This is a genomic window from Pseudomonas paraeruginosa (assembly GCF_003025345.2).
Lineage (GTDB): Bacteria > Pseudomonadota > Gammaproteobacteria > Pseudomonadales > Pseudomonadaceae > Pseudomonas > Pseudomonas paraeruginosa.
On sequence record NZ_CP020560.1, the window covers coordinates 1338495 to 1360558 of the forward strand.

General features: G+C 69.2%; 19 protein-coding genes. 2 read left to right on the forward strand and 17 right to left on the reverse strand.

The genetic code is table 11. The annotated features are described in order from the left end of the window. Window positions 1–199 precede the first annotated feature (199 nt). Entirely contained in the window at window positions 200–1897 is a 1698-nt protein-coding gene (locus B7D75_RS06500; RefSeq protein ID WP_003155042.1) for a WG repeat-containing protein, read from the forward strand. A gap of 70 nt (window positions 1898–1967) precedes the next feature. On the opposite strand, the gene B7D75_RS06505 is transcribed toward B7D75_RS06500, so the two are convergent. The 17 genes from B7D75_RS06505 to B7D75_RS06585 all read right to left on the reverse strand — a co-directional run bounded on the left by B7D75_RS06505 (window position 1968) and on the right by B7D75_RS06585 (window position 21024). Further along, a complete protein-coding gene (locus tag B7D75_RS06505) occupies window positions 1968–2771 on the reverse strand; it encodes a PA3715 family protein (protein WP_058129835.1) in 804 nt (267 codons plus the stop codon). A gap of 97 nt (window positions 2772–2868) precedes the next feature. After that, window positions 2869–3336: a type II secretion system protein GspM gene (gene gspM, locus B7D75_RS06510; protein ID WP_034080267.1), complete on the reverse strand. Its 468-nt coding sequence runs from the start codon at window positions 3334–3336 to the stop codon at window positions 2869–2871. A 3-nt stretch (window positions 3337–3339) separates the two neighbouring features. Then, window positions 3340–4419: a type II secretion system protein GspL gene (gspL, locus tag B7D75_RS06515; RefSeq protein ID WP_107113854.1), complete on the reverse strand. Its 1080-nt coding sequence runs from the start codon at window positions 4417–4419 to the stop codon at window positions 3340–3342. 5 nt (window positions 4420–4424) lie between these two features. Further along, complete coding sequence (gspK, locus tag B7D75_RS06520) at window positions 4425–5303, reverse strand: type II secretion system minor pseudopilin GspK (protein ID WP_107113855.1); 879 nt, start codon at window positions 5301–5303, stop codon at window positions 4425–4427. Continuing rightward, window positions 5296–5895 carry a type II secretion system minor pseudopilin GspJ gene (gene gspJ / locus B7D75_RS06525; protein ID WP_034080271.1) on the reverse strand — a complete coding sequence of 200 codons (600 nt, stop codon included), beginning with the start codon at window positions 5893–5895 and terminating at the stop codon, window positions 5296–5298. Before gspJ ends, gspK begins: the two co-directional genes overlap by 8 nt. Continuing rightward, window positions 5892–6275, reverse strand: a complete 384-nt coding sequence (gene gspI, locus B7D75_RS06530) for a type II secretion system minor pseudopilin GspI (RefSeq protein WP_012074639.1) — start codon at window positions 6273–6275, stop codon at window positions 5892–5894. The genes gspJ and gspI overlap by 4 nt, the downstream gene beginning before the upstream one ends. Then, the gene (gene gspH / locus B7D75_RS06535) at window positions 6262–6768 is read right to left on the reverse strand and encodes a type II secretion system minor pseudopilin GspH (protein WP_107113856.1); all 507 of its coding nucleotides are present in this window, start codon (window positions 6766–6768) and stop codon (window positions 6262–6264) included. The genes gspI and gspH overlap by 14 nt, the downstream gene beginning before the upstream one ends. Before the next feature lies 1 nt (window position 6769). Then, entirely contained in the window at window positions 6770–7204 is a 435-nt protein-coding gene (gene gspG / locus B7D75_RS06540; RefSeq protein WP_012074641.1) for a type II secretion system major pseudopilin GspG, read from the reverse strand. Window positions 7205–7219: 15 nt separating this feature from the next. Next, window positions 7220–8437: a type II secretion system inner membrane protein GspF gene (gene gspF, locus B7D75_RS06545; protein ID WP_058136426.1), complete on the reverse strand. Its 1218-nt coding sequence runs from the start codon at window positions 8435–8437 to the stop codon at window positions 7220–7222. 5 nt (window positions 8438–8442) lie between these two features. Next, complete coding sequence (gene gspE, locus B7D75_RS06550) at window positions 8443–9915, reverse strand: type II secretion system ATPase GspE (RefSeq protein ID WP_012074643.1); 1473 nt, start codon at window positions 9913–9915, stop codon at window positions 8443–8445. Beyond that, window positions 9912–11816, reverse strand: a complete 1905-nt coding sequence (gene gspD, locus B7D75_RS06555; RefSeq protein WP_053813487.1) for a type II secretion system secretin GspD — start codon at window positions 11814–11816, stop codon at window positions 9912–9914. The genes gspE and gspD overlap by 4 nt, the downstream gene beginning before the upstream one ends. Then, window positions 11813–12325, reverse strand: coding sequence for a type II secretion system protein N (locus B7D75_RS06560; RefSeq protein ID WP_107113857.1), 513 nt, complete (start codon window positions 12323–12325; stop codon window positions 11813–11815). The genes gspD and B7D75_RS06560 overlap by 4 nt, the downstream gene beginning before the upstream one ends. A gap of 8 nt (window positions 12326–12333) precedes the next feature. Continuing rightward, on the reverse strand, window positions 12334–12849 hold the full coding sequence (locus tag B7D75_RS06565; protein WP_107113858.1) for a cytochrome b: 516 nt from the start codon (window positions 12847–12849) through the stop codon (window positions 12334–12336). Window positions 12850–12915: 66 nt separating this feature from the next. Then, complete coding sequence (gene gbpA, locus B7D75_RS06570) at window positions 12916–14415, reverse strand: N-acetylglucosamine-binding protein GbpA (RefSeq protein ID WP_107113859.1); 1500 nt, start codon at window positions 14413–14415, stop codon at window positions 12916–12918. A 180-nt stretch (window positions 14416–14595) separates the two neighbouring features. Continuing rightward, on the reverse strand, window positions 14596–18195 hold the full coding sequence (gene ttsS / locus B7D75_RS06575) for a two-component system sensor histidine kinase TtsS (RefSeq protein WP_058129838.1): 3600 nt from the start codon (window positions 18193–18195) through the stop codon (window positions 14596–14598). Further along, a complete protein-coding gene (gene ttsR / locus B7D75_RS06580; protein ID WP_012074649.1) occupies window positions 18192–18833 on the reverse strand; it encodes a two-component system response regulator TtsR in 642 nt (213 codons plus the stop codon). The genes ttsS and ttsR overlap by 4 nt, the downstream gene beginning before the upstream one ends. 328 nt (window positions 18834–19161) lie before the next feature. After that, the gene (locus B7D75_RS06585; protein ID WP_053816816.1) at window positions 19162–21024 is read right to left on the reverse strand and encodes a flavin monoamine oxidase family protein; all 1863 of its coding nucleotides are present in this window, start codon (window positions 21022–21024) and stop codon (window positions 19162–19164) included. Window positions 21025–21347: 323 nt separating this feature from the next. Between B7D75_RS06585 and B7D75_RS06590 the strand changes: the two genes are divergently transcribed. Further along, window positions 21348–22043, forward strand: a complete 696-nt coding sequence (locus B7D75_RS06590) for a tellurite resistance TerB family protein (RefSeq protein ID WP_003156504.1) — start codon at window positions 21348–21350, stop codon at window positions 22041–22043. Window positions 22044–22064 lie beyond the last annotated feature (21 nt).

Below are 22064 nucleotides of genomic sequence, written 5' to 3' on the forward strand. Positions count from 1 at the left end.
TGGAAAGCCGCGATTCTGCCAGCAACCGCGCCGCCTGTCGTCACGCGGAGCGGGCAGGCGGTGCGCGGGCATTGCCAGGCAAGGCATGGCACGGGCATCATGCCCGCGCCTTTCCACGGAGAAAGGCTCGCCGCGTCTCGCGATCGACGCGTGTCGCGGCAGGACATTCATCTCAGGGATCATTCGAGAACCTATCCGTATGCAAAGACTGTCGCGTATCGGCCGCAACACCCTGGCCGTCTCCGTTTCCACCCTGCTCCTCAGTGCCTGCAACCAGGGCGACGATGCGCCCAGCCCGACGGCAGCCGCGCCGCAACCGGCCGCGCCGAGCATGGCCGCCTTGAGCATTCCGCTGTGCCTGAACGGCCAGTGCGCAGTGATCGACCAGGACGCGAAGCTGCTCATTCCCTTCGACAACGACTACGACAACCTCGTCGCCAGTTCCTTCCAGGGCACCCTGATGGCCGCCCGCGACGAGCGCTGGAACCTGATCCAGGCGAAGGACGGCAAGGTGCTGCGCGACGACATCGGCGAAGCCCTGTCGTTGCTCACCCCCGGCCTCTACGGGTTCGTCCGCGACGACAAGTACGGCGTGGTCGACGGCCAGGGCAAGGAAGTCCAGGCGCCGCGTTTCGACGACATCTACCCCAACAGCGCCAACGAATTCATCATCTACGAGATCGATGGCAAGCGCGGCATCCTCGACGCCAAGGGCAGGCAACTGACCGAGGCGCTCTACGATACCACCCTGGTCAACGGCAGCGTCGCCGAGTACGGCGGCCTGATCAGCGCCGAGCGTGGCGAGGAGAAGTGGATCATCAACCTCGCCAGCGGCGAGCAGAAGGCGGTGGCCTACGACAGCCTGGGCGACCTTCACGATGGCGTGATGACCGCCAGCGTCATAGGCAAGGGCTACCAGCTGGTGGACGCCAAGGGCGACGCGCTCGGCGACGGCAAGAGCTACGACTACCTGGGCACTCCGGCCAATGGCCTGGTGGCGTTCCGCGAGAAGTTCGACAGCCCCTGCGGCTACCTCGACTACCAGGGCAAGGTGGCGATCGCCGCGCAATTCGCCGGCTGCGGCGCCTTCGGCAAGCAGGGCGGGCTGGCCCAGCAACGCCTGGAGGACGGTTCGTCGGGCAAGTACGGCCTGATCGATCGCAGCGGCGCCTGGAAGGTGCAACCGCAGTACGATTCGGCCGACAGCGCCGGACTCACCGCGCTCGGCTACACCACCGAGGTGCCTGGGCTGGCCGCGGTCGGCGTGAGCACCGGCCTGTTCAGCGCCGACTTCGGCATCTTCAACCTCGACGAAGGCAGCGAGTGGGTGAAGCCGGGTTATCCGCAGATCGGCGCGCTGGGCAACGACCTGTTCGTCGTGGCGAAGAAGGGCGGCGCGCAGAAGACGGTCAGCTTCATGGGCTCGGAAAGCCAGGTGCCGGTGGTCGGCCTGATGGACCGCAGCGGCAAGATGCTGCTGGAGCCGGGCGAACTGATCAGTATCCAGTCGGCGCATGATGGCCGCTACCTGGAGGGTATCGACGGGATGGACAATCATGCCCATACCGTCCTGCTCGACCGCCAGGGCCGCACGCTGGTGCCGGCGCTCTGGCAGAAGCTGGAGGTGAACCTGGAGCAGGGCTACGTGCTTGGCTACGAAGTCAGCGGCAGCGGCGACGAAGCCACGGAAACCCTGCGCGCGCTGTACGACCTGAACGGCAAGCCGCGCTTCAGCGTGACCACCACCGAGTGCGGCGCCGAACAGTTGCTCGATGGCAACGGCAAGGCGATCTGGCCGCAGGATCCGACGCCTTACTGCCAGTCGGACGACGACGGGCAGGACGAAGAGAGCGAGCCGGCGCCCACCGAAGAGGACGGGGAAACCAGCGAGGGCTGAGTTCCTCGCGCGCGTCCGTCCCTCATGACGGGCGCGCTGTTTCGCCGTGGCTCGCGGCCACGGCCTTCCTTCATGGGCGATGCCAGAAGTCCGAGTACTCCTCGAGCGGGTAGCGCCGGCCATCGTAGCGTAGCGTGCGCTTCACCGTGCGCAACGGCTTGCCGTCCTCCGCCTCGCCATCGCCGACCCGCGAGGTGACGATCAGGTCGGCGAAGCCGTTGGTGCGCCCCGGGCCGAGCGCCAGGGTCAACTGCGAGACTTCCTGCTCGAAGCCGGGCTCGGCGGAGCAGACCGAACCCTTCAGCGTCCGCCACTGGTCCAGGTAGGTGCTCAGCACCGGGCGCAGCTTGCCGTCGCCGGCCGGTACCACCAGGGTCAGCAGGTTGTCGAAGCCGGCGTCCGGACAACTGGCGCCGCGCGCCACGCTGTGGAAGACCACGCCGAAGGCGCGCACCGTCGGGCTCAGGCGGTAGCGCGCGGTGTCCAGCCAGAGGCTATCGCTGCCGACGGCGACGGCGGCGTCCTCCTCGAACTCGCTGTCATGGCGTTCGAGCAGCTTGCCGCTGCGGCTGTCGACCTTGGCCAGCAACAGATGCGGATGGCGTTCGCCTTCCACGGCGGTGTCGCCGGGATCCAGGTAGGCCATGGCGATCACCGTTTGTCCGCGATCGTCCGGCCAGGGCTTGCAGGCCACGGCGGGGAACGGACCGGGGACGTCGTACGTCGGCTCGACCCAGTCGCTGTGGCCGAGCTGCCTGGCCACGGCATCGAGCAGATGGGGCGCGCAGGGTTGCGCTTCTCGGGCCTGCGCCTGGCTGGCAAGCCCCAGCAGCAGGCAACAGGTCCAGGCGTAGAGACGGCGGTCACGGTCCATGTCGAAGGCATCCTTGGTGAGGGCGGGCACGGAGGTGGCCGGCGCTGCGGGACATTCTAGCGCCTGCGCCGGTGCCGCAACGAGCGGCGGCGCGCGTTCAGCGGAGCTCCACCGCCAGGCGCGCCCTGGCCAGCGCATCCGGGCTCACCTCCAGGTCCAGGCTGGTGACTTCCACGCCGCTGCGGCCGAGCGATTCGAACCAGCCGAGCAGGTCGGCGAGCTGGCCCTCCAGGGCCAGGTTCATCCGTCCGCTGCCTTCGCTGTCCATGCGCTCCACGTTCAGCCGCGCTTGCGCGCTGCTGCGCGCCAGCAGGCCGGGCAGCGCCGTGGCGTCGATGCGCGGGCCGCCGCCCGTATCGCCGGGCAGACGCTGCAGATCGGCGTGCAGACGCAGTTCGTCCTGGTAGTGCCGTTCGGCATCCAGCAAGGCCTGGCGTTGCGGTTGCCAGAGCAGGACCCAGGCCAGGGACAGGCCGAGGAACGCCGCCAGGCCGAGCAGCGCCCGGCGTTCGCGAGTGGGCAGGCGCAGCCAGCGGGCGTGCAGGGCGGGAGGGATGCGGGGCATGGCTCAGTCCTTTATCTGCAGGCGGGCGCTGACGCCATCGTGGCCGCGCACCGCGGAGTCGGCCTGGACGTCCAGGCCCTGGCGCGCCAGGCCTTCGCGCAGGCGCTCGAGATCGGCGAAGGCCGGCGCGCCGACCTCCAGGCTCCAGCCCTCGCCGGCCTGGTAGTCGAGCCGGCGGACCGTGGCGGTGGCGCCGCCACCGGCGCTCCAGGTGTCGGCCAGGCGATCCAGGCGTCGGGCCAGGTCGACCGGCAACTGGCCATCCTGGCGCAGGCGCGCCTGCACCTGGCGGGTCAGGTCGACGACCCGGCCCTCGCTGGGGAAGCGTTGCTGCCAGAGCGCCAGGTTGTCCTGCCGCAGCTCCGCGCTGCGCTGTTCCAGCAGCAGGCGATGGCCGATGTCCTGTCCCATTTGCGCCACGCCGGCAAGCACCGCGAGCAGCGCCAGCAGGGGCCAGCGAATCCGTTTCGCGGCGTGCGCGGCGAACTCCCCCTGGCGCAGGTCGATGGCCAGTCGCGCGCCTTCGGCGAGCAATGGCCAGGGCGGGGCCTCGCTGCGCCGCAAACCGGGGGGAAGCACCGGGCCGAGGTCCTCCAGGCCGGCGTCGTCCAGCGCCAGCCGCTGCGCGCTGCCGGCGGACACCAGCCAGCGGCCGGCGCAGCGCAGGGCCAGCGGCGGATCGCCCGGCAGGCAGTCGACGTCGACATGGATGTGCTTCGGTCGCAGGTGCCGGGCCGCCAGGCGCGCGAGGCGCTCGCGCAGCCAGTCGCGGCGCACCGCGAACAGCCGGCAGAAACGAGCGTCGCGCAGGCCGCCGCGCGCCAGGTGCAGTTCTTCGAGGTCTTCCAGCAGGCGTTCCTCCAGCGCCGAATCGAGCGCCTGGCGCAGCCAGCGACCGCTGCGGGCCGGTACTTCGATTTCATGGTGGCTGGTGGCCTCGGCCGGCAGCAGCAGGGTCAGCTCGGCATCGGCCAGGTCAGCGGCGGCCTGCCCGAGGCCGCCGTGGCGGACGTCATGGTCGGCGCGCCACCAGCACAGCGGCGCGTCGTCGGCGGTGGAAGTGAGGTAGAGCCAGGCTTGCACGGTGGTTACTCCGGGAAGGGAAGGTCGGGCGCCGCGAGCCGTCGGCGCAGAACCTGCACCTGGCCGTCGCTGCGGGTGCGCAGGTCGCTGAGCAGGCGTAACCGGTGTTCGCCGAGCTGGACGTCGAGCACGGCGCGGAAGCGCTCGCTGGCCACGGCGAGGCCGTACTGCTCGACCTTGCGCCCGGAAAGCAGCGGCTGCTCGATGAAGGCCTGCACACTGGGATAGCCGTCGGCCGGACGGGCCTGTACCAGGGCCTGGGCGATGCCCGGGTCGAGTCCTTCGAGGCAGGCCAGCTGCTCGGCCGGCGCGGTGTTCAGGTTCAGGCCGGCATCGCGCGTCGCCGCTACCCAGGGACGCAGGCGACGCATGCCGGCGGCGTCCAGCGCTTCGAGGCGCCAGAGTTCGCTGGCGTCGGCGAATGGCAACGGCTTGCCGTCGTGACCGAGCGGTACCGGGAGCCGGGCCGGGTCGTGCGGGGCCAGGCCGAGCAGGGCCAGCAGGCGCTGGTAGCGGGCGCGGCTGATGTGGTCGCGGCCATCGCGCAGGCGGTCGAGGTTGAAGCGTGCGCCGAGGTCTTGCAACTGGATGCGGATATGGCCGCCCTCGATCTCGAACTCCTGCGCGCCGCTGGCCCAGCGCTGTCCCAGGTGGACGCGAGCGAGGCCGTCGGCATCGCCGAGGTCGGCGAGCAATTGCTGGCGCGCCCAGGCCTCGCCGCTCAGCGCCAGTTGCCAGAGCTGTAGCTGGGCGGACTGGTTGGCGCCGCTGGCCAGGTTCAGGCGCTGGCGGGCGAGCATGTCGCTGATGACCAGGGTGACCAGGGCGGTGATCAGCAGCACGCTGATCAGGGCCACGCCGCGCTGCCTGTGCGTGTCACTCATCGTCGCGCTCCTGGCCGCCGGGCAGCAGGACGACCCGGCGCAGGCCGGGATAGCCGGGCGCGTCGAACTCGATGTCGATCGCCTGTGGCAGGCTCAGCGGCGCGCCGTGGGCGGGCCAGGCGGGGTGTGTGCGGCCGTGGGCGTCGACATAGCCCAGGCGCTTCAGGGCCACCCCCTCGAGCAGTCGCTGGCTGTGGCCGGCGGGCACGTCCTGGTCGCGCTCCGGCGGGCTGCGGTACTCGCGGATCCAGGCGTCGTCCTGCCAGCGGTAGCTCACTTCCAGCACCTCGCTGCGCCTCTGCGCCAGCGGATTGCTCCAGCCGCCGCGCACCAGACGCAGGCCGTCGGCGCGGCCGATCAGCGCCTGGCGGCGGCTCGGGTCGTCGCTCAGCGGCTGGCCGATGGCCTGGCTCAGGTCGCGCTCGAAGATGCCCAGCGCGCGTTGCAACTGGCGCAGTTGCCGGTCGTGCTGGTCGATGCGCCGCTCGCTGTGCAGGACCCGCTCGAGCAACTGGTAGCAGGCCAGGCCGAGCAGGCTGAACAGGGCCATGGCGATCAGTACCTCGAGCAGGGTGAAGCCGCGCTGATTCATCGCCGCACCCCGACGAACCCGACCAGCAGCGCGCGTCGCACGGGGCGCGGCCCGGCGAGCGAGACCTCGACGCTGACCCTGCGCAGGCGCGGGTCCGGCGCGGCCTCGACGTCGCTGGCCAGCAGCCAGTCGCGGCCACCGAAGGCGACCTGTTCCTGGCGCCGGCCATCGCCGAGCGGACGCATGCCGGCGCGCAGCTCGCCGAGCCGGTTGTCGGCCAGCCACTGGGCGAGGCTGCGCTCGGTCAGCCCCGCGCTGTTGCCGGCGATGTGCTGGGCGGCGCTGTAGAGCGCGACCGAGAGGACGGCGAAGATAGCCAGGGCGACCATCACCTCGAGCAGGGTGAAGCCCCGTTGCCGCCGGTTTTCACAGCGCTTCAACGCGGACCTCCGCGAGACCGTCGCTGGACAGCGCGTACAGCGGCTGGCCGCGGTACTCCAGGCGCAGGCTGAAGGGCGTGATCTCGTCGCTGGACAGCACCAGCAACTGGGGGGCGCGGCTACGCTGCGAGCGTCCCGGCGTCGGTGCGTCCGCGCCGGCCTCCAGGTTCAGGCGCAGGTTCTCCGGCAATGTCTGCGGCCGGTAGCCGGGCGCCGGACGCCACTCGCCGTCGAGGTCGAGTACCTGCACCGAGTAACCCCGGCGCTCGATGCGCAGGCCGTAGTCACGCTGGCTGAGCAGGGCGTCCTGGCGCAACAGGCCGAACAGGCTGCGCAGGCGTTCGGTCTCGCGCCGCGCCTGCTGGCCGCCGCTGTCGACCTGGGCCAGGCCGGCCAGGCCGGCGAGCAGGCCGACCAGCAGAACCACCACCAGCACTTCCAGCAGGGTGAAGCCGCGCTGGCCGGGCTGTCGCAGCATGCCGCGCACAGGCATGTCAGAGGTTCCAGCTGCCGATGTCGGCGTTCAGCCCCTCGCCGCCGCTGCGACCGTCGGCGCCGTAGGAGAACAGGTCGTAGGCGTTGCCCTGGCTGCCGGGCACGATGTACTGGTAGGGATTGCCCCAGGGGTCGATCGGCAGGCGCTTGAGGTAGCCGTCGGGATTCCAGTTGCGCGCCGGCGGGCTTCCCGACGGCTTGCTCACCAGCGCCTCGAGGCCCTGCTGGGTGCTCGGGTAGCCATGGTTGTCGAGCTTGTAGATGTCCAGGGCCATGGCGATGGCCTTGATGTCGCTCTGTGCGGCGGTGACCTTGGCCTGGTCCGGACGGCTCATGATCTGCGGGACCACCAGCGCGGCGAGCACGCCGAGGATGACCACGACCACCATGATTTCGATCAGGGTGAAACCCCGTTGCTTGAAGTGCGTGCGCATGCGCGCTCCTGTCTTTCAGGTGATGAGTTGGTTGAGGCTGAGGATGGGCATCAGGATCGCCAGCACGATGAGCAGTACGCTGGCGCCCATGAACACCAGCATCGCCGGCTCGAACAGGCCGACCAGCATGGCGATGCGGTTCGCCAGCTGGGCTTCCTGCTGGCGCGCGGCGCGGTCGAGCATGGCGTCCAGCTCGCCGGAGCGTTCGCCGCTGGCGATCATGTAGAGCATCATCGGCGGGAAATGCCCGCTCCGTTCCAGCGCCCGGGTCAGGCCGCCACCTTCGCGCACGGAGCGGGCGACGTCTTTCAGACCGGTCCGAATCTGCTGGTTGGCGACCACCTCGGCGGCGATCTCCAGCGCGTCCACCAGCGGCACGCCGCTGCGCCCGAGGATCGCCAGGGTGCTGACGAAGCGGGTGCAGTTGCTGGCGCGGATCACCCGTCCGAGCAATGGCAGGCGCAACTGAAGACGGTGCCAGCGCAGGCGCGCGGCGGGCTTGCGCAGGGCCATCCGGGCGGCCCCGGAGAGGCCGCCGCCGATCACCAGCAGGAGCATCCCGTAGTCGCGCAGCAGGTTGCTCAGGGCGATCAGCCCGCGGGTCAGGACCGGCAGCTCCTGGCCGCTGTCGATGAACACCTTGACCACGTCCGGTACCACGAAACCGAGCAGGAAGCCGACGATGCCGAAGGCCGCCAGCAGGAGGATGCCCGGGTACAGCATCGCCAGCTGGATCTGCTGGCGCGCGGCCTGGCGCGCCTCGGTGTAGTCGGCCAGTTGCATGAGCACCTGGCCGAGGTGGCCGGCGCGTTCGCCGGCGGCCACGGTGGCCCGGTACAGCGCCGGGAAGGCGCGGGGGAACTCGCCCATGGCGCGGGCCAGGCCGTGTCCTTCGAGGACCCGCGAGCGGATCGCCAGGAGCATGCCCTGCCGGCTGCGCTTCTCGCATTGCGCGGCGACCGCCGAGAGGACTTCCTCCAGGGGCAGGGCGGCCTGTACCAGGGTGGCCAGCTGGCGGGTCAGCAGGGCCAGCTCGGCGGCGCCGAGGCCGCGGCTGGAGGGTGCTCCCGCGGCCTGCTCCGGAGCCCGGCTGCCCCGCGCCGGCCTGACCTGCAGGGGGACCAGGTTGCGTTCGCGCAGCAGTTGGCGCGCCTGGCGCAGGCTGTCGGCTTCCTGCACGCCGCGGCTGCGGCGTCCGGCGTTGCACATGGCGAGGTATTCGTAGGCAGCCATGGCGTTCAGTCCTCCTGGGTCACGCGCAGCAGTTCCTCGACGCTGGTGATGCCCTGCAGCACCTTTTCGCGGCCGTCGGCGAACAGGCTGTGGCCGTGCAGGCGGGCGTAGCGGGCCAGCTCGGCCTCGCCGGCGCCTGCGTGGACCCGCTGGCGCAGGCCCTCGTCGAACAGGACCAGTTCGTAGATGCCCTGGCGGCCCCGGTAGCCGCTGTGCTGGCAGGCCGGGCAGCCCTGTGGATGGAACAGCGTCGGTGGCGCCAGCGGGTCGAGGCCGAGGCGCTCGCAGGCGCCGCCATCGGCCGGCGCCGGTCGCTTGCACTGCGGGCAGAGCACGCGCACCAGACGCTGGGCGAGTACGCCGAGCAGCGAAGTACAGAGCAGGAACGGCTCGACGCCCATGTCCACCAGGCGGGTGACCGCGCCCACCGCGCTGTTGGTGTGCAGGGTGGAAAGCACCAGGTGGCCGGTCAGGGACGCCTGCACGGCGATCTCGGCGGTCTCGCGGTCACGGATCTCGCCGACCATCACCACGTCCGGATCCTGCCGGAGGATCGCGCGCAGGCCACGGGCGAAGGACATGTCGACCTTGGTGTTGACCTGGGTCTGGCCGATCCCGGGGAGGTGGTATTCCACCGGGTCCTCGATGGTGAGGATATTGCGGGTCTGGCTGTTGAGGCTGGCCAGCCCGGCGTACAGGGTGGTGGTCTTGCCGGAGCCGGTGGGACCGGTGACCAGGAGGATGCCGTGGGGCCGGCGCAGGGCGCCTTCCAGGCGTCCGCGGGTGGCCTCGGCCATGCCCAGGCGCCCCAGGTCCAGGCGTCCGGCCTGCTTGTCGAGCAGGCGCATCACCACGCGCTCGCCGTGGGCCGAGGGCAGGGTCGAGACGCGCACGTCGACCTCGTGGCCGGCGATGCGCAGGGCGATGCGACCGTCCTGGGGGATGCGCTTCTCGGCGATGTCCAGCCTGGCCATCACCTTGATCCGCGAGACCAGCAGGCCGGCCAGTTCGCGGCGCGGACGAAGCACTTCGCGCAGCAGCCCGTCGACCCGCAGGCGCACCGACAGGTGTTGCTCGAAGGTCTCCAGGTGGATGTCCGAGGCCTTGGCCTTGACCGCCTCGCCGAGGATGGCGTTGATCAGGCGGATGATCGGCGCGTCGTCTTCCTGGTCGAGCAGGTCGGTGGTCCGTGGCAGTTGCTCGGCGAGGCTGGCCAGGTCGTCCTGCTCGGCGATCTGCTCGCCCAGACCCTCGGCGACCTGCATGGCGTCGTCGCGCCCGTCGCGGTAGAGCTCGGCCAGGCGTCGGGCGAAGTCCTCCGCGCCGAGCACCTGGCAGCGCGGCGCGCCGGCATGGCGGCGGCGCACTTCGGCGAGGATCGCCAGCGCGGTGTCGGCGCGGCAGTACAGTCGCTCGGCGTCCAGCAGCACGCCGTGACGACGCGCGTAGCTGAACGGCAGACGGTCCACGGCGCTCACCGACGGGCTCCCTTGCGCATGTCGACGACCTTGTCCCCGGCGCCGTCGAACAGCCGGCGCGGATCCTCGGGCAGCAACAGGCCGTTGGCGCCGCCGGCGGCCGGGCGCAGCTGGCGCAGGCCGTCGTACTTGCGCTGGCTGAGGCTGTCGGCGTTGGCGGTATTGCGCAGCAGGGTCGGACGCAGGAAGACCATCAGGTTGGTCTTCTCGTTGACGTCCTTGGTGCTGCGGAACAGCCGGCCGAGCAGCGGGATGCTGCCGAGCAGCGGGACCTTGCTGACCTGGGTCTTGACGTTGTCCTTGATCAGGCCGCCGATGACGATGATCTGCCCGTCGTCGGCGAGGATGGTGCTCTTCACCGAACGCTTGTTGGTGATCACGTCGCTGGTGGAGATGCCGGCCGGAGCGCTGGCCAGCTCGGAGCTCTCCTGTTCCACCTTCAGGCGCAGGGTGTCGCCCTCGTTGATGTGCGGGGTCACCTTGAGGGTGATGCCGACGTCCTTGCGCTCCACGGTGGTGAACGGGTTGCTGGCGCCGGCGCTGTCGGTGGTGTAGGAGCCGGTCTGGAACGGTACGTTCTGGCCGACCAGGATCTCCGCGGCCTCGTTGTCCAGCGTCAGCAGGCTCGGGGTCGACAGCAGGTTGTTGTTGGAGTCGCTGGACAGCGCCGTGACCAGCGCGCCGAAATTGCGACTGCCGATGCCGATGATCGCGCCGTCGGGCAGGTTCGGGCGCTTGCCGGCTTCCTGGTTGAGCAGGCTGCCGATGGTCAGGCCGCCGTTGCCGAAGCTGGTGCCGCCGGCGACGTCGCCGGCGCGGGCGGCCCACTGCACGCCGAGGGCTTCGTTGATGTCGCCGCTGACTTCGACGATCGCCGCCTCCACCAGCACCTGGGCGCGTGGCCGGTCGAGCTGGGCGATGACGTTGTCGAGCATCGCCAGTTGCGCCGGCTCGGCCATCAGCACCAGGGCGTTCTGGCTGGTATCGGCGCTGATCATGATCGGACTGCCCTGGGCGCCGCCGTCCTTGCCGCCGCGGGCGCCGTTCTCCATGCGCTTGCCGATGCCATTGAGCAGTTCTTCCAGTTGCTTGGCATCGCTATGGTGCAGACGCACCACGCGGGTGCTGGCGTTGGCGTCGCCGGGCACGTCGAGCGCGCGCGCCAGGCGCGCCATCTGCTCGCGCAGCGACGTCGGCCCGACCAGGATCAGCCGGTTGCTGCGGGCGTCGCCGATGGCCTTCGCGGCGTTGGGGCCGCCGCCGTTCTGGCTCACGCTTTCCGTGAGGGTCCTGGCCACTTCGGTGGCCCAGGCGTGCTCGAGCTTCAGCGTGGTGAAGGACTTGTGCCCGGCGCCGTCGAGTTCGCGCACCACCTGGCGGATGCGCTCGACATTGTTGGCGCTGTCGGTCACCACCAGGGCGTTGGAGCTGGCCGACGGTGCGACGTAGGCGTCGTTGGCCACCAGCGGGCGGACCACCGCGGACACCTCGCTGGCGGTGGCGTTGTCCAGCGCCAGGACCTCGGTGACGAAGGCCTCGCTGGCGTTGCCGCGGTGCCGGCTGGCCTTGGTCTTGGCCTCGGCGACCGGCACGATCAGCACCCGGTCGCCCTGGTCGAGGGCGGCGAAGCCCTGGCTGCGCAGGACGCTGAGGAACAGCGAGTAGATGCCTTCCTGGTCCATGGCGGAGGTCGACTGCACCGTCACCTTGCCGCTCATGCGCGGGTCCAGGACCATGGTCTTGCCGGTGATTTCACCGACCTCGCTGACCAGGTCGCGCAGCTCCGCGTCCTTCATGTTGAGGGTCCACAGGCGGCCGTCCGGGTCGTTGGCCTGGGACGCCAGGGGGAAAGACAGGGTGCCGAGCATCAGCAGCGCCCGAGTGAGGCGGGTCAGTTTCATGGTGTGTTCTCTGCCTGGGCGAGGGGCGCGCCGGGGCTGGCGGGCAGTGGCGCCAGCAGGCGGGTGGCGTGGCTGGGGAAGGTCAGGGTCTGTTCGCGTCCGCCCAGCAGGATCAGTACGCGATCGGTGGCGATCGCCTTGAGGATGGCGCCGCCCGGCAGGCGTGCGCCGAGACCATAGAACGCCGCGCCCTCGGGCGACTGGATCAGGGCGCGGGAACGTTCCGCGCGGGTGTCGGCGAGGCTGGCGAGCAGGCTCAGCGGCACCGCCTGCTGCCGTTCCGCCGGCATGGCGCCGAACAGCCGGGCGACGCCGCGGGTGTCCAGCGGCGCCGGGGCGGGGCGTGACGGCGCCGCGGGTGGCGCCGGCGCGCTGTCCGAAGCGGCAAGGGCGCGACTGTATTGCCAGCTCTCCAGGGCGAGCCAGGCCATCCAGGCGCACAAGGCGACGCCGGTGGCGGGCAGGAGCAGGCGTTGCAGGAACGGCAGGGCGGGTATCCGGCTCGGCATCGCGGCGCTCAGGGCAGCATGCGGCGCAGCACCGGTTGGCCGCGCAGGTGATGGAAGGCGACCGCCGCGACGTGCCCGACCACCAGCAGGGCCAGGACCACGCAACTGTAGCGGTGGGCGCGGTTGAAGAATCCGGTCAGCAACGGTTCGTGCAGTGGCTGGGGGAACACCAGCAGGCCGAAGAAGTCGATGGGCCGCTCCATCATCAGCACTCCGGTCAGCAGGACCAGGCCGATCAGCACATAGAGCGCCAGGTGTCCGGCCCTGGCCAACAGTCGCAGCGCCTCGCCCTGTTGCTCGGGCTCTTCCGCCGCGGGGTGGGCCAGGGCGTAGTACACGCGCGCGCCCAGCAACGGGATCAGCAGGGTGGTCAGGGACACGTTGACGAACGCGATGGTGTCCGGAATCGGCGCGGGCAGCTCGAACAGCGCGTTGACGAAACCGCTGAGGCTGGCCCAGATGATGATGACGGCGAAGCACCAGTGCAGCAGCCTGCGCGGCCGCGTGTATTTGTCGAAGGTCATGGCGGGGTTCCTGAAACGGGGGAACGTGGCGCCGGAGCGCCACGTCCGGTATTGCCGGGCGCTGGATTACCGGCGAATCCAGGCGTCCTTCCAGCTGGAGCCGACGCCGGGCTCGAACTGGTTGGAACCGGCGTTCCACTGCTTGCAGAAGCCGCTGTACGGGAACGGCTTGCACGCATAGGTATTGCCGTCCTTCGCCAGTACGGTGGTACCGGCGGTGTACCTGGACAGGCCGTCCGGGAACACGAAGTCGTACTTGCCGTTGCCGCCGTTGCCGTTGTCCTCGGCCTTCAGGCTGAAGCGCTGGGTTTCCTGCAGCAGTTCGCCTTTCTCCGGCTTGGCTACCACGACCAGGTCATGGTCACCGGCGCTGGCATTGCGCAGCGGGATGCTGAAGTGCGGCGCGTTGTTGCCGGCTTCGGCCTGCTGGTGGGCGATGCTCTCGCCCTTGCCGTTGAACACGGTGGCGTCGATGGTGTAGGTGCCGCCCTGGGCGATGGCGGTGAAGTGCAGGTCGGCGGCGCCGTCCTTCAGCGTGTAGCTCGGTTGCAGGCCGGACAGGCTCAGCTCGCCGGGAACGGTCGGCTGGTCCTTCTGGATCTCCACGCGGACGACATCGCTGCCGGCCTTGGTGTAGATGCTGTTGGCGCCATAGTTCGGGACTACCTCGCCGTCAGCGTTGAGCACGCCCATCCGATAGCCGGCGTTGGCCTGGTTGGCCTTTTGCGCGAGCAGGAACGGCCAGGTGTTGGCCTGGGCTTCGGTGGCGCTGCCGATGTCCAGAACGGTCTGGCGGTTGGCCTGCTCGCCGGCATTGGTGAAGACCCGGGTCATCACCTTGTCGCCGATCTGCAGCGGTTCGGGCTGGACGGTGCCGATGCTGGTCCATTCGCTCGGCGGCACGGCGTTGTTGTCGATGTTCACGTCGATGGCCTGGTAGAAGGTCGCGGAAGTGTTGGCGATCCTCCAGGTGGCCAGGATCACGTGGTAGCCGCTGCGATCGCCGGGAATATTCACGTTGAAGGACTTGCTCGAGCCGGACTGCGGAGTCTCGCCGCCCGCATCCTGGTTCAGCAGCGGCTTGAGCTCGAACGAATCGCGGGTCAGCGGCTGGTTCGGGTTCCAGTCCTTCTTGGTGATGTAGAACTGGTAATAGGCCGAGGCGTGGCCGGCGGTGAAGCGCCAGCGGAATTCGTTCAGGCCCGGCTTGAGGGTGGTCTTCTGCCAGCGGGTGGCGGTCTGCTCGTTCAGCGGGGCGAAGTTGTTGAGGCCGCCGGCGGGAATGGTGCCATCGGCCGGGCCGCACTGGGTGAAGTCGCCGGGGCAGTAGGTGCTCGGGTAGTGATGGTTGGCGCCCTCCGCGTATTCGATGCTTTGTGGCTCGTAGGTGACCGCGCCGCAGTTCGCGTTCAGGTTGCCACCCTTGGCATTGCACATGTAGGCGCGGGACTTCGGGCTTTCCACGTAGCCGTGGGAAAACGCCTGCTGGGAGGACAGGGCGGCCAGGCCGATGGCCAGGGCGAGGGGAAGCTTGCTCATGCTGCGCGAGCGGTGGGAGTGGATCATCGTTCTACCTTGTTGTGAATGATTCATCGGGTCGCCTCGCGGCAGCCGGCCGAGTGGTTGTCGATGCCTGTCGGGAGGCCGCGGCGAAGCGGGGGAGAGGATGCCGTCGGTAGAACGGGGCTCACATTGGACGAGTCCGAATGTGGCTAGGAGTCTGTAGGAAAGGGCCTGGAGGTTTTGTCAGTCAGGCGAAGGCGTACCGTCCAACTGCCGTTCGACGTCCGCCAGCAGGTCGCCGATGACCGCCAGCAGCTGCGCCTGTTGCCGTTGCAGGGCCGCCTCGCCGTGCTGGACGGCGCCTTCCAGGTCCAGGCAGGCGCGGATCAGGCCGGGAGCATCGATGGTACAGGCGAGCCCGCTGAGGCGATGGACCAATTGGTCCACCGCGGTGGCGGCCACGGGCTGGCGCAGGCTGCGCTGTTCCTCGCGCAGGTTGCCGCGCAGTTCGACCAGCAGGCGGTTGAGCAGGTCCGGGTCGGCGCCGGCCAGGTCTTGCACGTGGCCCAGATCGAAACCAGCGCCGGGAGCCTCGCGGCTCGCCTCGACGGCGCGTGCCGGCTGCACGCCGGCGAGCACTTCGCGCAGGCGGCCCAGCGTGACGGGCTTGATCATCAGTTCGTCCATCCCGGCGTCGCGACAACGCTCGGCCTCGCCGGCCAGGGCGCTGGCGCTGTAGCCGATCACCAGGCGACGCGGCAGGCCGCGTTGCCTGTCACGCTCGCGGATGCAGCGTGTCAGGTCGTAGCCGTCCATGCCGGGCATGTTGCAGTCACTGATGAGAAGGTCGTAGCGCTCGCGTTCCCAAGCGTCCAGGGCGTCTTCGCCGCTGCAGACGAAGGTGGCGTCGTGGCCGAGTTTCGCCAGTTGCTGGCGCAATACCAGGCCATTGGTGGAGACGTCGTCGACGATCAGCACCTTCAACGCCCCCGTCGCCTCGCTGCCGGCTGGTGCGGCGCTGAGCGGGGCGTCGCCGGCGACCAGCCACTCCAGCGACAGTTCGAAGCCGGCTGCGCAGCCCTGGCCAGGTTCGCTGTCGAGCCAGAGGCGTGCGCCCATCAGCTGTACCAGCTGGCTGCAGATGCTCAGGCCGAGGCCGGAGCCGCCATAGCGCAGGGCGGTGTCGGCATGCGCCTGGCGGTAGGGCTCCAGCAGGCGTGGCTGGAGTTCGCGGGGAATACCGATGCCGGTGTCGCTGACGCGGAACGCCAGCAGGCTGCGGCCGTCCTCCTGCGGATGCTCTGCCACGCTCAGGCGTACCCGGCCGGCCTCGGTGAACTTCAGGGCGTTGCTCAGCAGGTTGTACAGCACCTGGCGCAGGCGCAGCGGGTCGACCCGGTAGCGGCGCTGCGCCGGCAGCGAACAGTCCAGCTCCAGCGCCAGGTTGCGCTGGCGGGCCTGGGCGACGAACAGTTCGAGGCTGTCCGACAGCAGCGAACCCAGGTCGGTCGGTTGGGGCGCCAGTTGCATCTGGCCGGATTCGATCTTGTCCAGGTCGAGGATATTGCCGATCAGGTCGATCATCGAACTGGCCGATCGCTGGGCGATGCGCAGGTTTTCCGAGGGCGCGCGCTGGCCTTCCAGTTCCAGCAGTCCGACCAGGGCATTGAGCGGCGTGCGCAGCTCATGGCTCATGCTGGCGAGGAACTGGCCCTTGGCGGCGCTGGCGGCCATGGCGGCCTGGCGCGCGTCGCGCAGCTGGGTTTCCAGGCGCTTGCGTTCGCTGATGTCGATCCAGCCGCCCAGCAGCCCCTGCAGCTTGCCGCGCGCGTTGTAGAAGGGCACCAGCCACTGGTAGATCTGGTGCGCCTCGCCAGCCACTTCGATGCAGCAGTCGAGGTAGCGCGGCTGGCGATGTTGCAGCAGTTCGCCATATTCGAACTCCAGGGTCCGCGCCAGGCTCGGCGGGCAGATACCCTGTTCGGAAGGCGTGGTGCCGCGCATTTCCTCCAGCGAGCTGGCGAAGAACTGTTCGTAGGCGCGGTTGCAGGTGCTCAGGCGGCCTTCCAGGTCGCGCACGTACAGCGGCGTGGGCAGTCCGTTGAGCAGGGAGAACTGGAACGCCAGCTGGTCGCGCAACTGGTTCTGGGCGATCCGCCGCTGCTGCACCTGTTTCTTCAGCCGCCAGTTCCACAGCAGCGACAGCAGGATGATCACCGCCGCCAGCAGCAGGGCGTGCCAGAAGCCTTCGGGCAGGTGCTGCCAGAGGTTGTCGTCCTGCGCGCCGCTGGCCATCAGGCGCAGCCCGGAGCCGGCATCGCCGTCCTGGGCCAGGTTGCCGAGCAGCTTGTCGAGGATCCCGAGCAACTCGCCGTGGCCCGGGGCGAGGGCGAAGACCTGCGGCGTGGGCGTGGCCTCGATATGCTCGCCCTGGCGCAGGCCGTGCTCCTGGAGCCAGCGGGGATTGTTGTGGATGCTCTGCAGCGTGGCGTCCACTTCGCCACTTTCGACCAGGGAAAAGGATTCGTGGCCGCTGGCGGTGAGGACCAGGTCGATCCGCGGGTAGCGATTTTCCAGGTAGTCGCGCAGGGGATGGTTGCCGGCGATGGCCAGTCGACGCCCGGCCATGGCCTCCAGCGAACTGGGCGAACTGGCGTGGCGGCGGATGACGAAGGCCCAGTCCTGGACCCCGAACGGCATGCTGAAGGCCAGCCGGCGGCGGCGCTCCGGGGTGGGCGGGATGCTGCTGGCGAGCAGCGCCTCGCCCCGCTCCAGGCGTCGCTGGTCCTGCGCCGGCGATTGGGCGTCGAGGATTTCGAGCGGCAGCTCGTAGGCATCGGACAGGTAGCGCAGCACGTCCAGGCCGAGCCCGTCCCACTGGCCGTGGCTGTTGCGGAAGAAATAGGGTGGCGCCGACTGGGCGATCAGGCGCAGGGGCTGCTTTTTCTTCAACCATTCGCGCTCGCCGTGGCTGAGGGCGAAGGCGTCGGTGGGTGCGAACAGCTGGCGGGACGGTGTCCAGCGTTGCAGGAACTCGTGCTTGCGAGTGTCCGGGGTGGTTTCCAGGACATGGTCGACGAGGGTGACCAGGTCTCGGCGCGAGGCCAGGGCGGCGAAGGCGAAGCCCTCGCTGGGCAGGTTGGCGGCGAATTTGTTCTGCAGCTTGAGGTCGGGGCGCTGGAGCATGTAGCGGTTGGCCCGGGTCTTGTCGCCGAGGAAGGCGTCGGCCCCGCCTTCGGCCAGGCGCTGCAGACCGGCGGCGGTGCCCCTGACGCTTTCCAGGATGGCCCCGGGATAGGCCTGGCGGACCGTGTCCGGATGCAGGTAGTGGTTGAGCAGCAGCACGCGCTTGCCCTGGAGGTCGGGGGGCAGGCTCTGGTCGTCGCTGCGGCCGATGATGATCGGCGTGCTGTTCAGGTACGGATGGCTGAAGATCAGCCCCGGCAGGTGCCGCTCGAAGTCGCTGGCGCGTGGCAGCAGGTCGACCTCGCCGTTGCGCAGTCCGGCGAAGGAAGCCTCCACCGAAGGGTAGGTGATGCGCTCCAGCGGCAGGGCGAGGAAATCACCGATGAGCTGCAGGTAGTCGTCGCTGATGCCGTTGAGTATCCGGCTGCCGTTGCTTTCCTGCTGTCCGGGCGGATGAGCCACCTGGGCGACGCGCAGGGGGCGTTCTGGCAGGTTCTGGCGCATCCGCAGCAACTGCGCCAGGCTGGCCGGTTGCGCCTGCGCGGCAGCGCTGGCCTGCGGCGCCTGCCAGGGCAGCGATGCCAGGATGCACAGCGCCAGGCGGGCGAGAAGGCGCACGCCGCGACGCGCGCCTGGCAGGAGACGAGTGCCGTTCAAGCCAGCCCGTGCTCCTGGATATACAGGTAGAGCCCGGCATTGGTATCCAGGCCGAGCTTGCGCATGGCGCTGCTCTTCTGCGCGCTGATGGTCTGCTTGCTGCGGCACAGGCGCAGGGCGATCTCTCCGATGGCCAGGCCGCTGCCATACAGGCGCAGGACCTCCACCTCGCGCGGGGTGAGCTCCTCCAGGCTGGCCAGCGGCTTGCCATGCTCGGCCGCGCCGACGTCCAGCAGGTGCCCGATGGAGTGCGAGAGGAACGGCCGGCGGCCGCCGTGGCGGATGGCCTTGGGCAGGTCGTTGAGCACCCCGCGCTTGCTCACCAGACCACGGATGCCGAGCTTGAGCAGGGACGAGATCAGCGCCGGGTTGTTGAGCATGGTGACGACGATGATCTGCAACTGCGGATAGCGCCGGCGGACCTTCTGCACCAGGCGCAGGCCATCGGCTTGCTGGCTGTCGGGCATCATCAGGTCGGTGATCAGCAGGTCGCAGGGATGGGTATCCAACTGCGTCAGCAGGCCGTCGGCATCCTGGGCCTGGCCGACGATCTGCAGGTCGTCGAAGGCACCCAGCAGGCAGCGCATGCCGATCAGCGTGAGCGCATGGTCATCGACGAGGAGGACACGTGTTTTCATGAAGTCGAACCCGAGTGAAGTGGAGTTTCCGCAGCTCCGGACCTGTACCGACGTCTGGCTGGTTCTCTGACGGGAATCTGCTCTGGACGGGCTCGAATTCTATAGATCGGTTCTGTCAGTTTAATCAGGACTTTTCCGATTGGAGGTAGGAAATTTCCTATGATTTTTCCGAGGTGAGCGCCTTGGGTTTGGCGTGAATAGTGGCTTCTGGCCATGTTCCGGCGCGGAACCTTGGAGTTCCGTTGGGTGCGGGACTGTCAGGGTTCCGCTGTCAGAGCTTTGCCGAGAGAGGGTCGGGCGACAGCGCAGCCACGCTGTCGCCCCGGGTTCAGCCCAGCTCGCGTACCGCCCGCACCGCCTGGTCGATGGCGGCATGGGCGTAGGCGTCCCAGGCCGCGTCCGAATTGGCGATGGTGACGTTGCCGACCTTGCGCCGCGCCAGTTCCATCAGCGCTTCGCTTTGCGCCTCGTCGTCGTAGAGCGTGTTCATGAAGTACGAGTAGCCGTGCGACCAGCGGTTCACGGTGATGCCGGTGATGTCGCGGCGATGGTCGAAGCCGGCCGGGCCGAGCATGGCCTGGAGCTGGTCGCGGACATCCTTCTCCAGTTGCTCGAAGCTCATGGCGTAGAGTTTGCTGCGGCCGACGCGGGCCTGGGTGCGGGCGTCCATGCCGGCATTCGGAGTGGTCGGAACGTAGACCATGTGCACGCCGATCGGCTGCCGCGGGTCGCGCGGGTGCTCATAGCCGCCGAGGTCGACCGGGAAGTCCAGCTTGATCCGCGAGTAGGGCAGGGTCGGCGCGTAGATCTCGTGGATGCCGAGGGTCTTCCAGGCCTGCCAGTCGCGCAGCATGACCTTGGTGTACACCAGCGGGAACTTGACGTTCTGGCTCAGGGCGTGGGCCTGTTCCTCGGAGAGGTCGCGCAGCAGGTAGGGCACCATCATGTTGTAGCAGGCCATCACGCAGTGCCTGCCGCGCACCCGGTGCAGGCGCCCGGCGCGGCTGTAGCCGACGTCGACGCCGCCGGCGCGGTTGCGCACGCTGACCGCGGTGCTGTTCAGGCGCAGGCGCACCGGTTGCCCGGCGAGGTCCAGCTTGGCGTAGTCGAAGCGGGCCATGACGATGTCCTCCATGCCCCGGCCCGGCGCCACCGCGGGGATCAGGTCGCGCACCATGAGCCGCGCCAGCGAGGCGTTGCCGTCGGGGAAGTGGTAGATGTACGGCTCGTCCATTTCCGCCTGGGCCTCCTCGCTGGGTTGCGGCAGGCCGAGGGCGTCGAAGCCGGGGAAGCCGGCGGCGTATGCATCGGCCGCCGGCAGGGCGTCGGCGCCGAGGGCGGAGAAGTCGTTGCTGCGGCCCTGGAAGTACTTCACCGAGTTTTCCGAAAGGCCGACATCCTTGAGCAGGTAGTCGCGGTAGCTGGTTTTCGCCAGGTGGGTTTCCTTCTCCTCCAGGCTCTTGCCGGCCAGGTAGTCGCGAGGCGATTCGTACAGCGCGATGAGCGCCTCGCGGTCGTCGCGGGGCAGCGGGAAGTCGCCGATGAAGGCGCGCCAGGAGCGGGCGTTGAGGCGGTCGCGAGGAACCTCGTCGGCCACCATCGGCGTCGGGTCGCCGCTGACCAGCTTGTCCACGCCGAAGCTGGCCTTGTCGAAGAACACCGCGCGGGACAGGCCCAGGCCGGGGTAGAAATCGGTGTCGAAGGCCGTCTCGAAGCGCTTCAGTTCTACGCCCAGGCGCTTCAGCAGGTGCCTGGCGTCGTCGCTGTAGAGGGCATTAGGCGATTGCAGCGACTCGCTGCCGCCGTAGCCGAGGATGGTCCGTCCGCCGGCCTGGAATTCGTTGCGCTTGGCGTGGCCGCCGAAGTCGTCGTGGTTCTCGACGACGAGGATGCGCGCCGCGGGGTGCCGCTCGCGATAGAACCAGGCGGCGGCGAGGCCGCTGATGCCGCCGCCGACCACCACCAGGTCGTATTCTTCCTCGATCGGCAGGTGTTCGACGTCGAAGGACTTCTTCTCCCAGCCCATCTGGTGCGCGACTTCGAAGGCGCCCGGATGGCTACCGCGCAGGCCGGTGAGCGCGGGCGGATAGTAGCGGCCGCCGGGCGCGGCGCGGAGGATCTCGGCGGGGGTCAGGCCTGCGGCGATGGTCAGGGCTACGCCGTTCAGGAAGTCGCGGCGGGAGATGGTCATGGGAAGTCCTTTGCGAGGCAGTGGGTGGCTCGGGCGAGCCATGTTCACAGATTGCTGTTGCGAATGCGCGCGGAGCGGCTGGCGTCGGTCGCCGGCCCGCTGTCGCGGGCGGGCGCGGAGTTTAGAGGTCCGTGCCGGTGCATCGAAGGGCTTTCTGCTGGCACTAGGCCTCTATCTGGAGAACTGTGACATGGATCGCGTTTTTCCAGGGCGTCCAGGGCGATCCGCAATATCTCGAAGCAAACTCCCGGCGGGCAGCGCGGATGCGAAGGGCTAGAGTCGGTCGAATCCGGTTGTCACCGAAACGTCCCTGGAGGTACCTCATGAATACCCGTGGTTTGCTCGACCAGTTGCTCAAGTCCGGGCAGGAAATGCTGCAGAACAAGACGGGCGGCAAGCCTGGCGCCAGTGGCGGCGGCCAGCTCGGCAGCCTGCTCTCCGGTGCCGGAGGCGGAGCCCTGGCGGCGGGCGCCATCGGCCTGCTGCTGGGCAACAAGAAGGCGCGCAAGTTCGGTGGCAAGGCGATCACCTACGGCGGTCTCGCCGCGCTCGGGGTGATCGCCTACAAGGCCTACAGTAACTGGCAGCAACAGCAGAATGGCGCCGTGCCGCAGGCGCAGCCGCAGACCGTCGACCGCCTGCCGGAGGCCCAGGCCGAAGTGCACAGCCACGCGATCCTCCAGGCCATCGTCGGCGCGGCCAAGGCCGATGGCCACATCGACGAGCGCGAGCGGCAGATGATCGAGGGCGAGGTGGCCAAGCTGACCAGCGACCGCGAGGTGCAGGGCTGGCTGGAGCGCGAGCTGAACAAGCCGCTGGACCCGGCCGAGATCGCCCGCGCCGCGAGCACCCCGGAAATCGCCGCGGAGATGTACCTGGCCAGCCTGCTGATGGTCGACGAGGAAAGCTTCATGGAGCGCTCCTACCTCGAGGAACTGGCGCGCCAGCTGCGCCTGGAGCCCTCGTTCAAGCTGGAGCTGGAGAACCAGGCCAGGCAGGCGTTGCAGCGCCTGGCCTGAGTATCCTCCCCGGTCCGGCGG

What these genes read in the sequence shown, in the direction of transcription:
- B7D75_RS06500 (WP_003155042.1), top strand. Translation starts at nt 200, where the DNA reads ATGCAAAGACTGTCGCGTATCGGCCGCAACACCCTGGCCGTCTCCGTT.
- B7D75_RS06505 (WP_058129835.1), bottom strand. Translation starts at nt 2,771, where the DNA reads ATGGACCGTGACCGCCGTCTCTACGCCTGGACCTGTTGCCTGCTGCTG.
- gspM (WP_034080267.1), bottom strand. Translation starts at nt 3,336, where the DNA reads ATGCCCCGCATCCCTCCCGCCCTGCACGCCCGCTGGCTGCGCCTGCCC.
- gspK (WP_107113855.1), bottom strand. Translation starts at nt 5,303, where the DNA reads ATGAGTGACACGCACAGGCAGCGCGGCGTGGCCCTGATCAGCGTGCTG.
- gspJ (WP_034080271.1), bottom strand. Translation starts at nt 5,895, where the DNA reads ATGAATCAGCGCGGCTTCACCCTGCTCGAGGTACTGATCGCCATGGCC.
- gspH (WP_107113856.1), bottom strand. Translation starts at nt 6,768, where the DNA reads ATGCCTGTGCGCGGCATGCTGCGACAGCCCGGCCAGCGCGGCTTCACC.
- gspG (WP_012074641.1), bottom strand. Translation starts at nt 7,204, where the DNA reads ATGCGCACGCACTTCAAGCAACGGGGTTTCACCCTGATCGAAATCATG.
- gspF (WP_058136426.1), bottom strand. Translation starts at nt 8,437, where the DNA reads ATGGCTGCCTACGAATACCTCGCCATGTGCAACGCCGGACGCCGCAGC.
- gspD (WP_053813487.1), bottom strand. Translation starts at nt 11,816, where the DNA reads ATGAAACTGACCCGCCTCACTCGGGCGCTGCTGATGCTCGGCACCCTG.
- B7D75_RS06560 (WP_107113857.1), bottom strand. Translation starts at nt 12,325, where the DNA reads ATGCCGAGCCGGATACCCGCCCTGCCGTTCCTGCAACGCCTGCTCCTG.
- B7D75_RS06565 (WP_107113858.1), bottom strand. Translation starts at nt 12,849, where the DNA reads ATGACCTTCGACAAATACACGCGGCCGCGCAGGCTGCTGCACTGGTGC.
- gbpA (WP_107113859.1), bottom strand. Translation starts at nt 14,415, where the DNA reads ATGATCCACTCCCACCGCTCGCGCAGCATGAGCAAGCTTCCCCTCGCC.
- ttsR (WP_012074649.1), bottom strand. Translation starts at nt 18,833, where the DNA reads ATGAAAACACGTGTCCTCCTCGTCGATGACCATGCGCTCACGCTGATC.
- B7D75_RS06585 (WP_053816816.1), bottom strand. Translation starts at nt 21,024, where the DNA reads ATGACCATCTCCCGCCGCGACTTCCTGAACGGCGTAGCCCTGACCATC.
- B7D75_RS06590 (WP_003156504.1), top strand. Translation starts at nt 21,348, where the DNA reads ATGAATACCCGTGGTTTGCTCGACCAGTTGCTCAAGTCCGGGCAGGAA.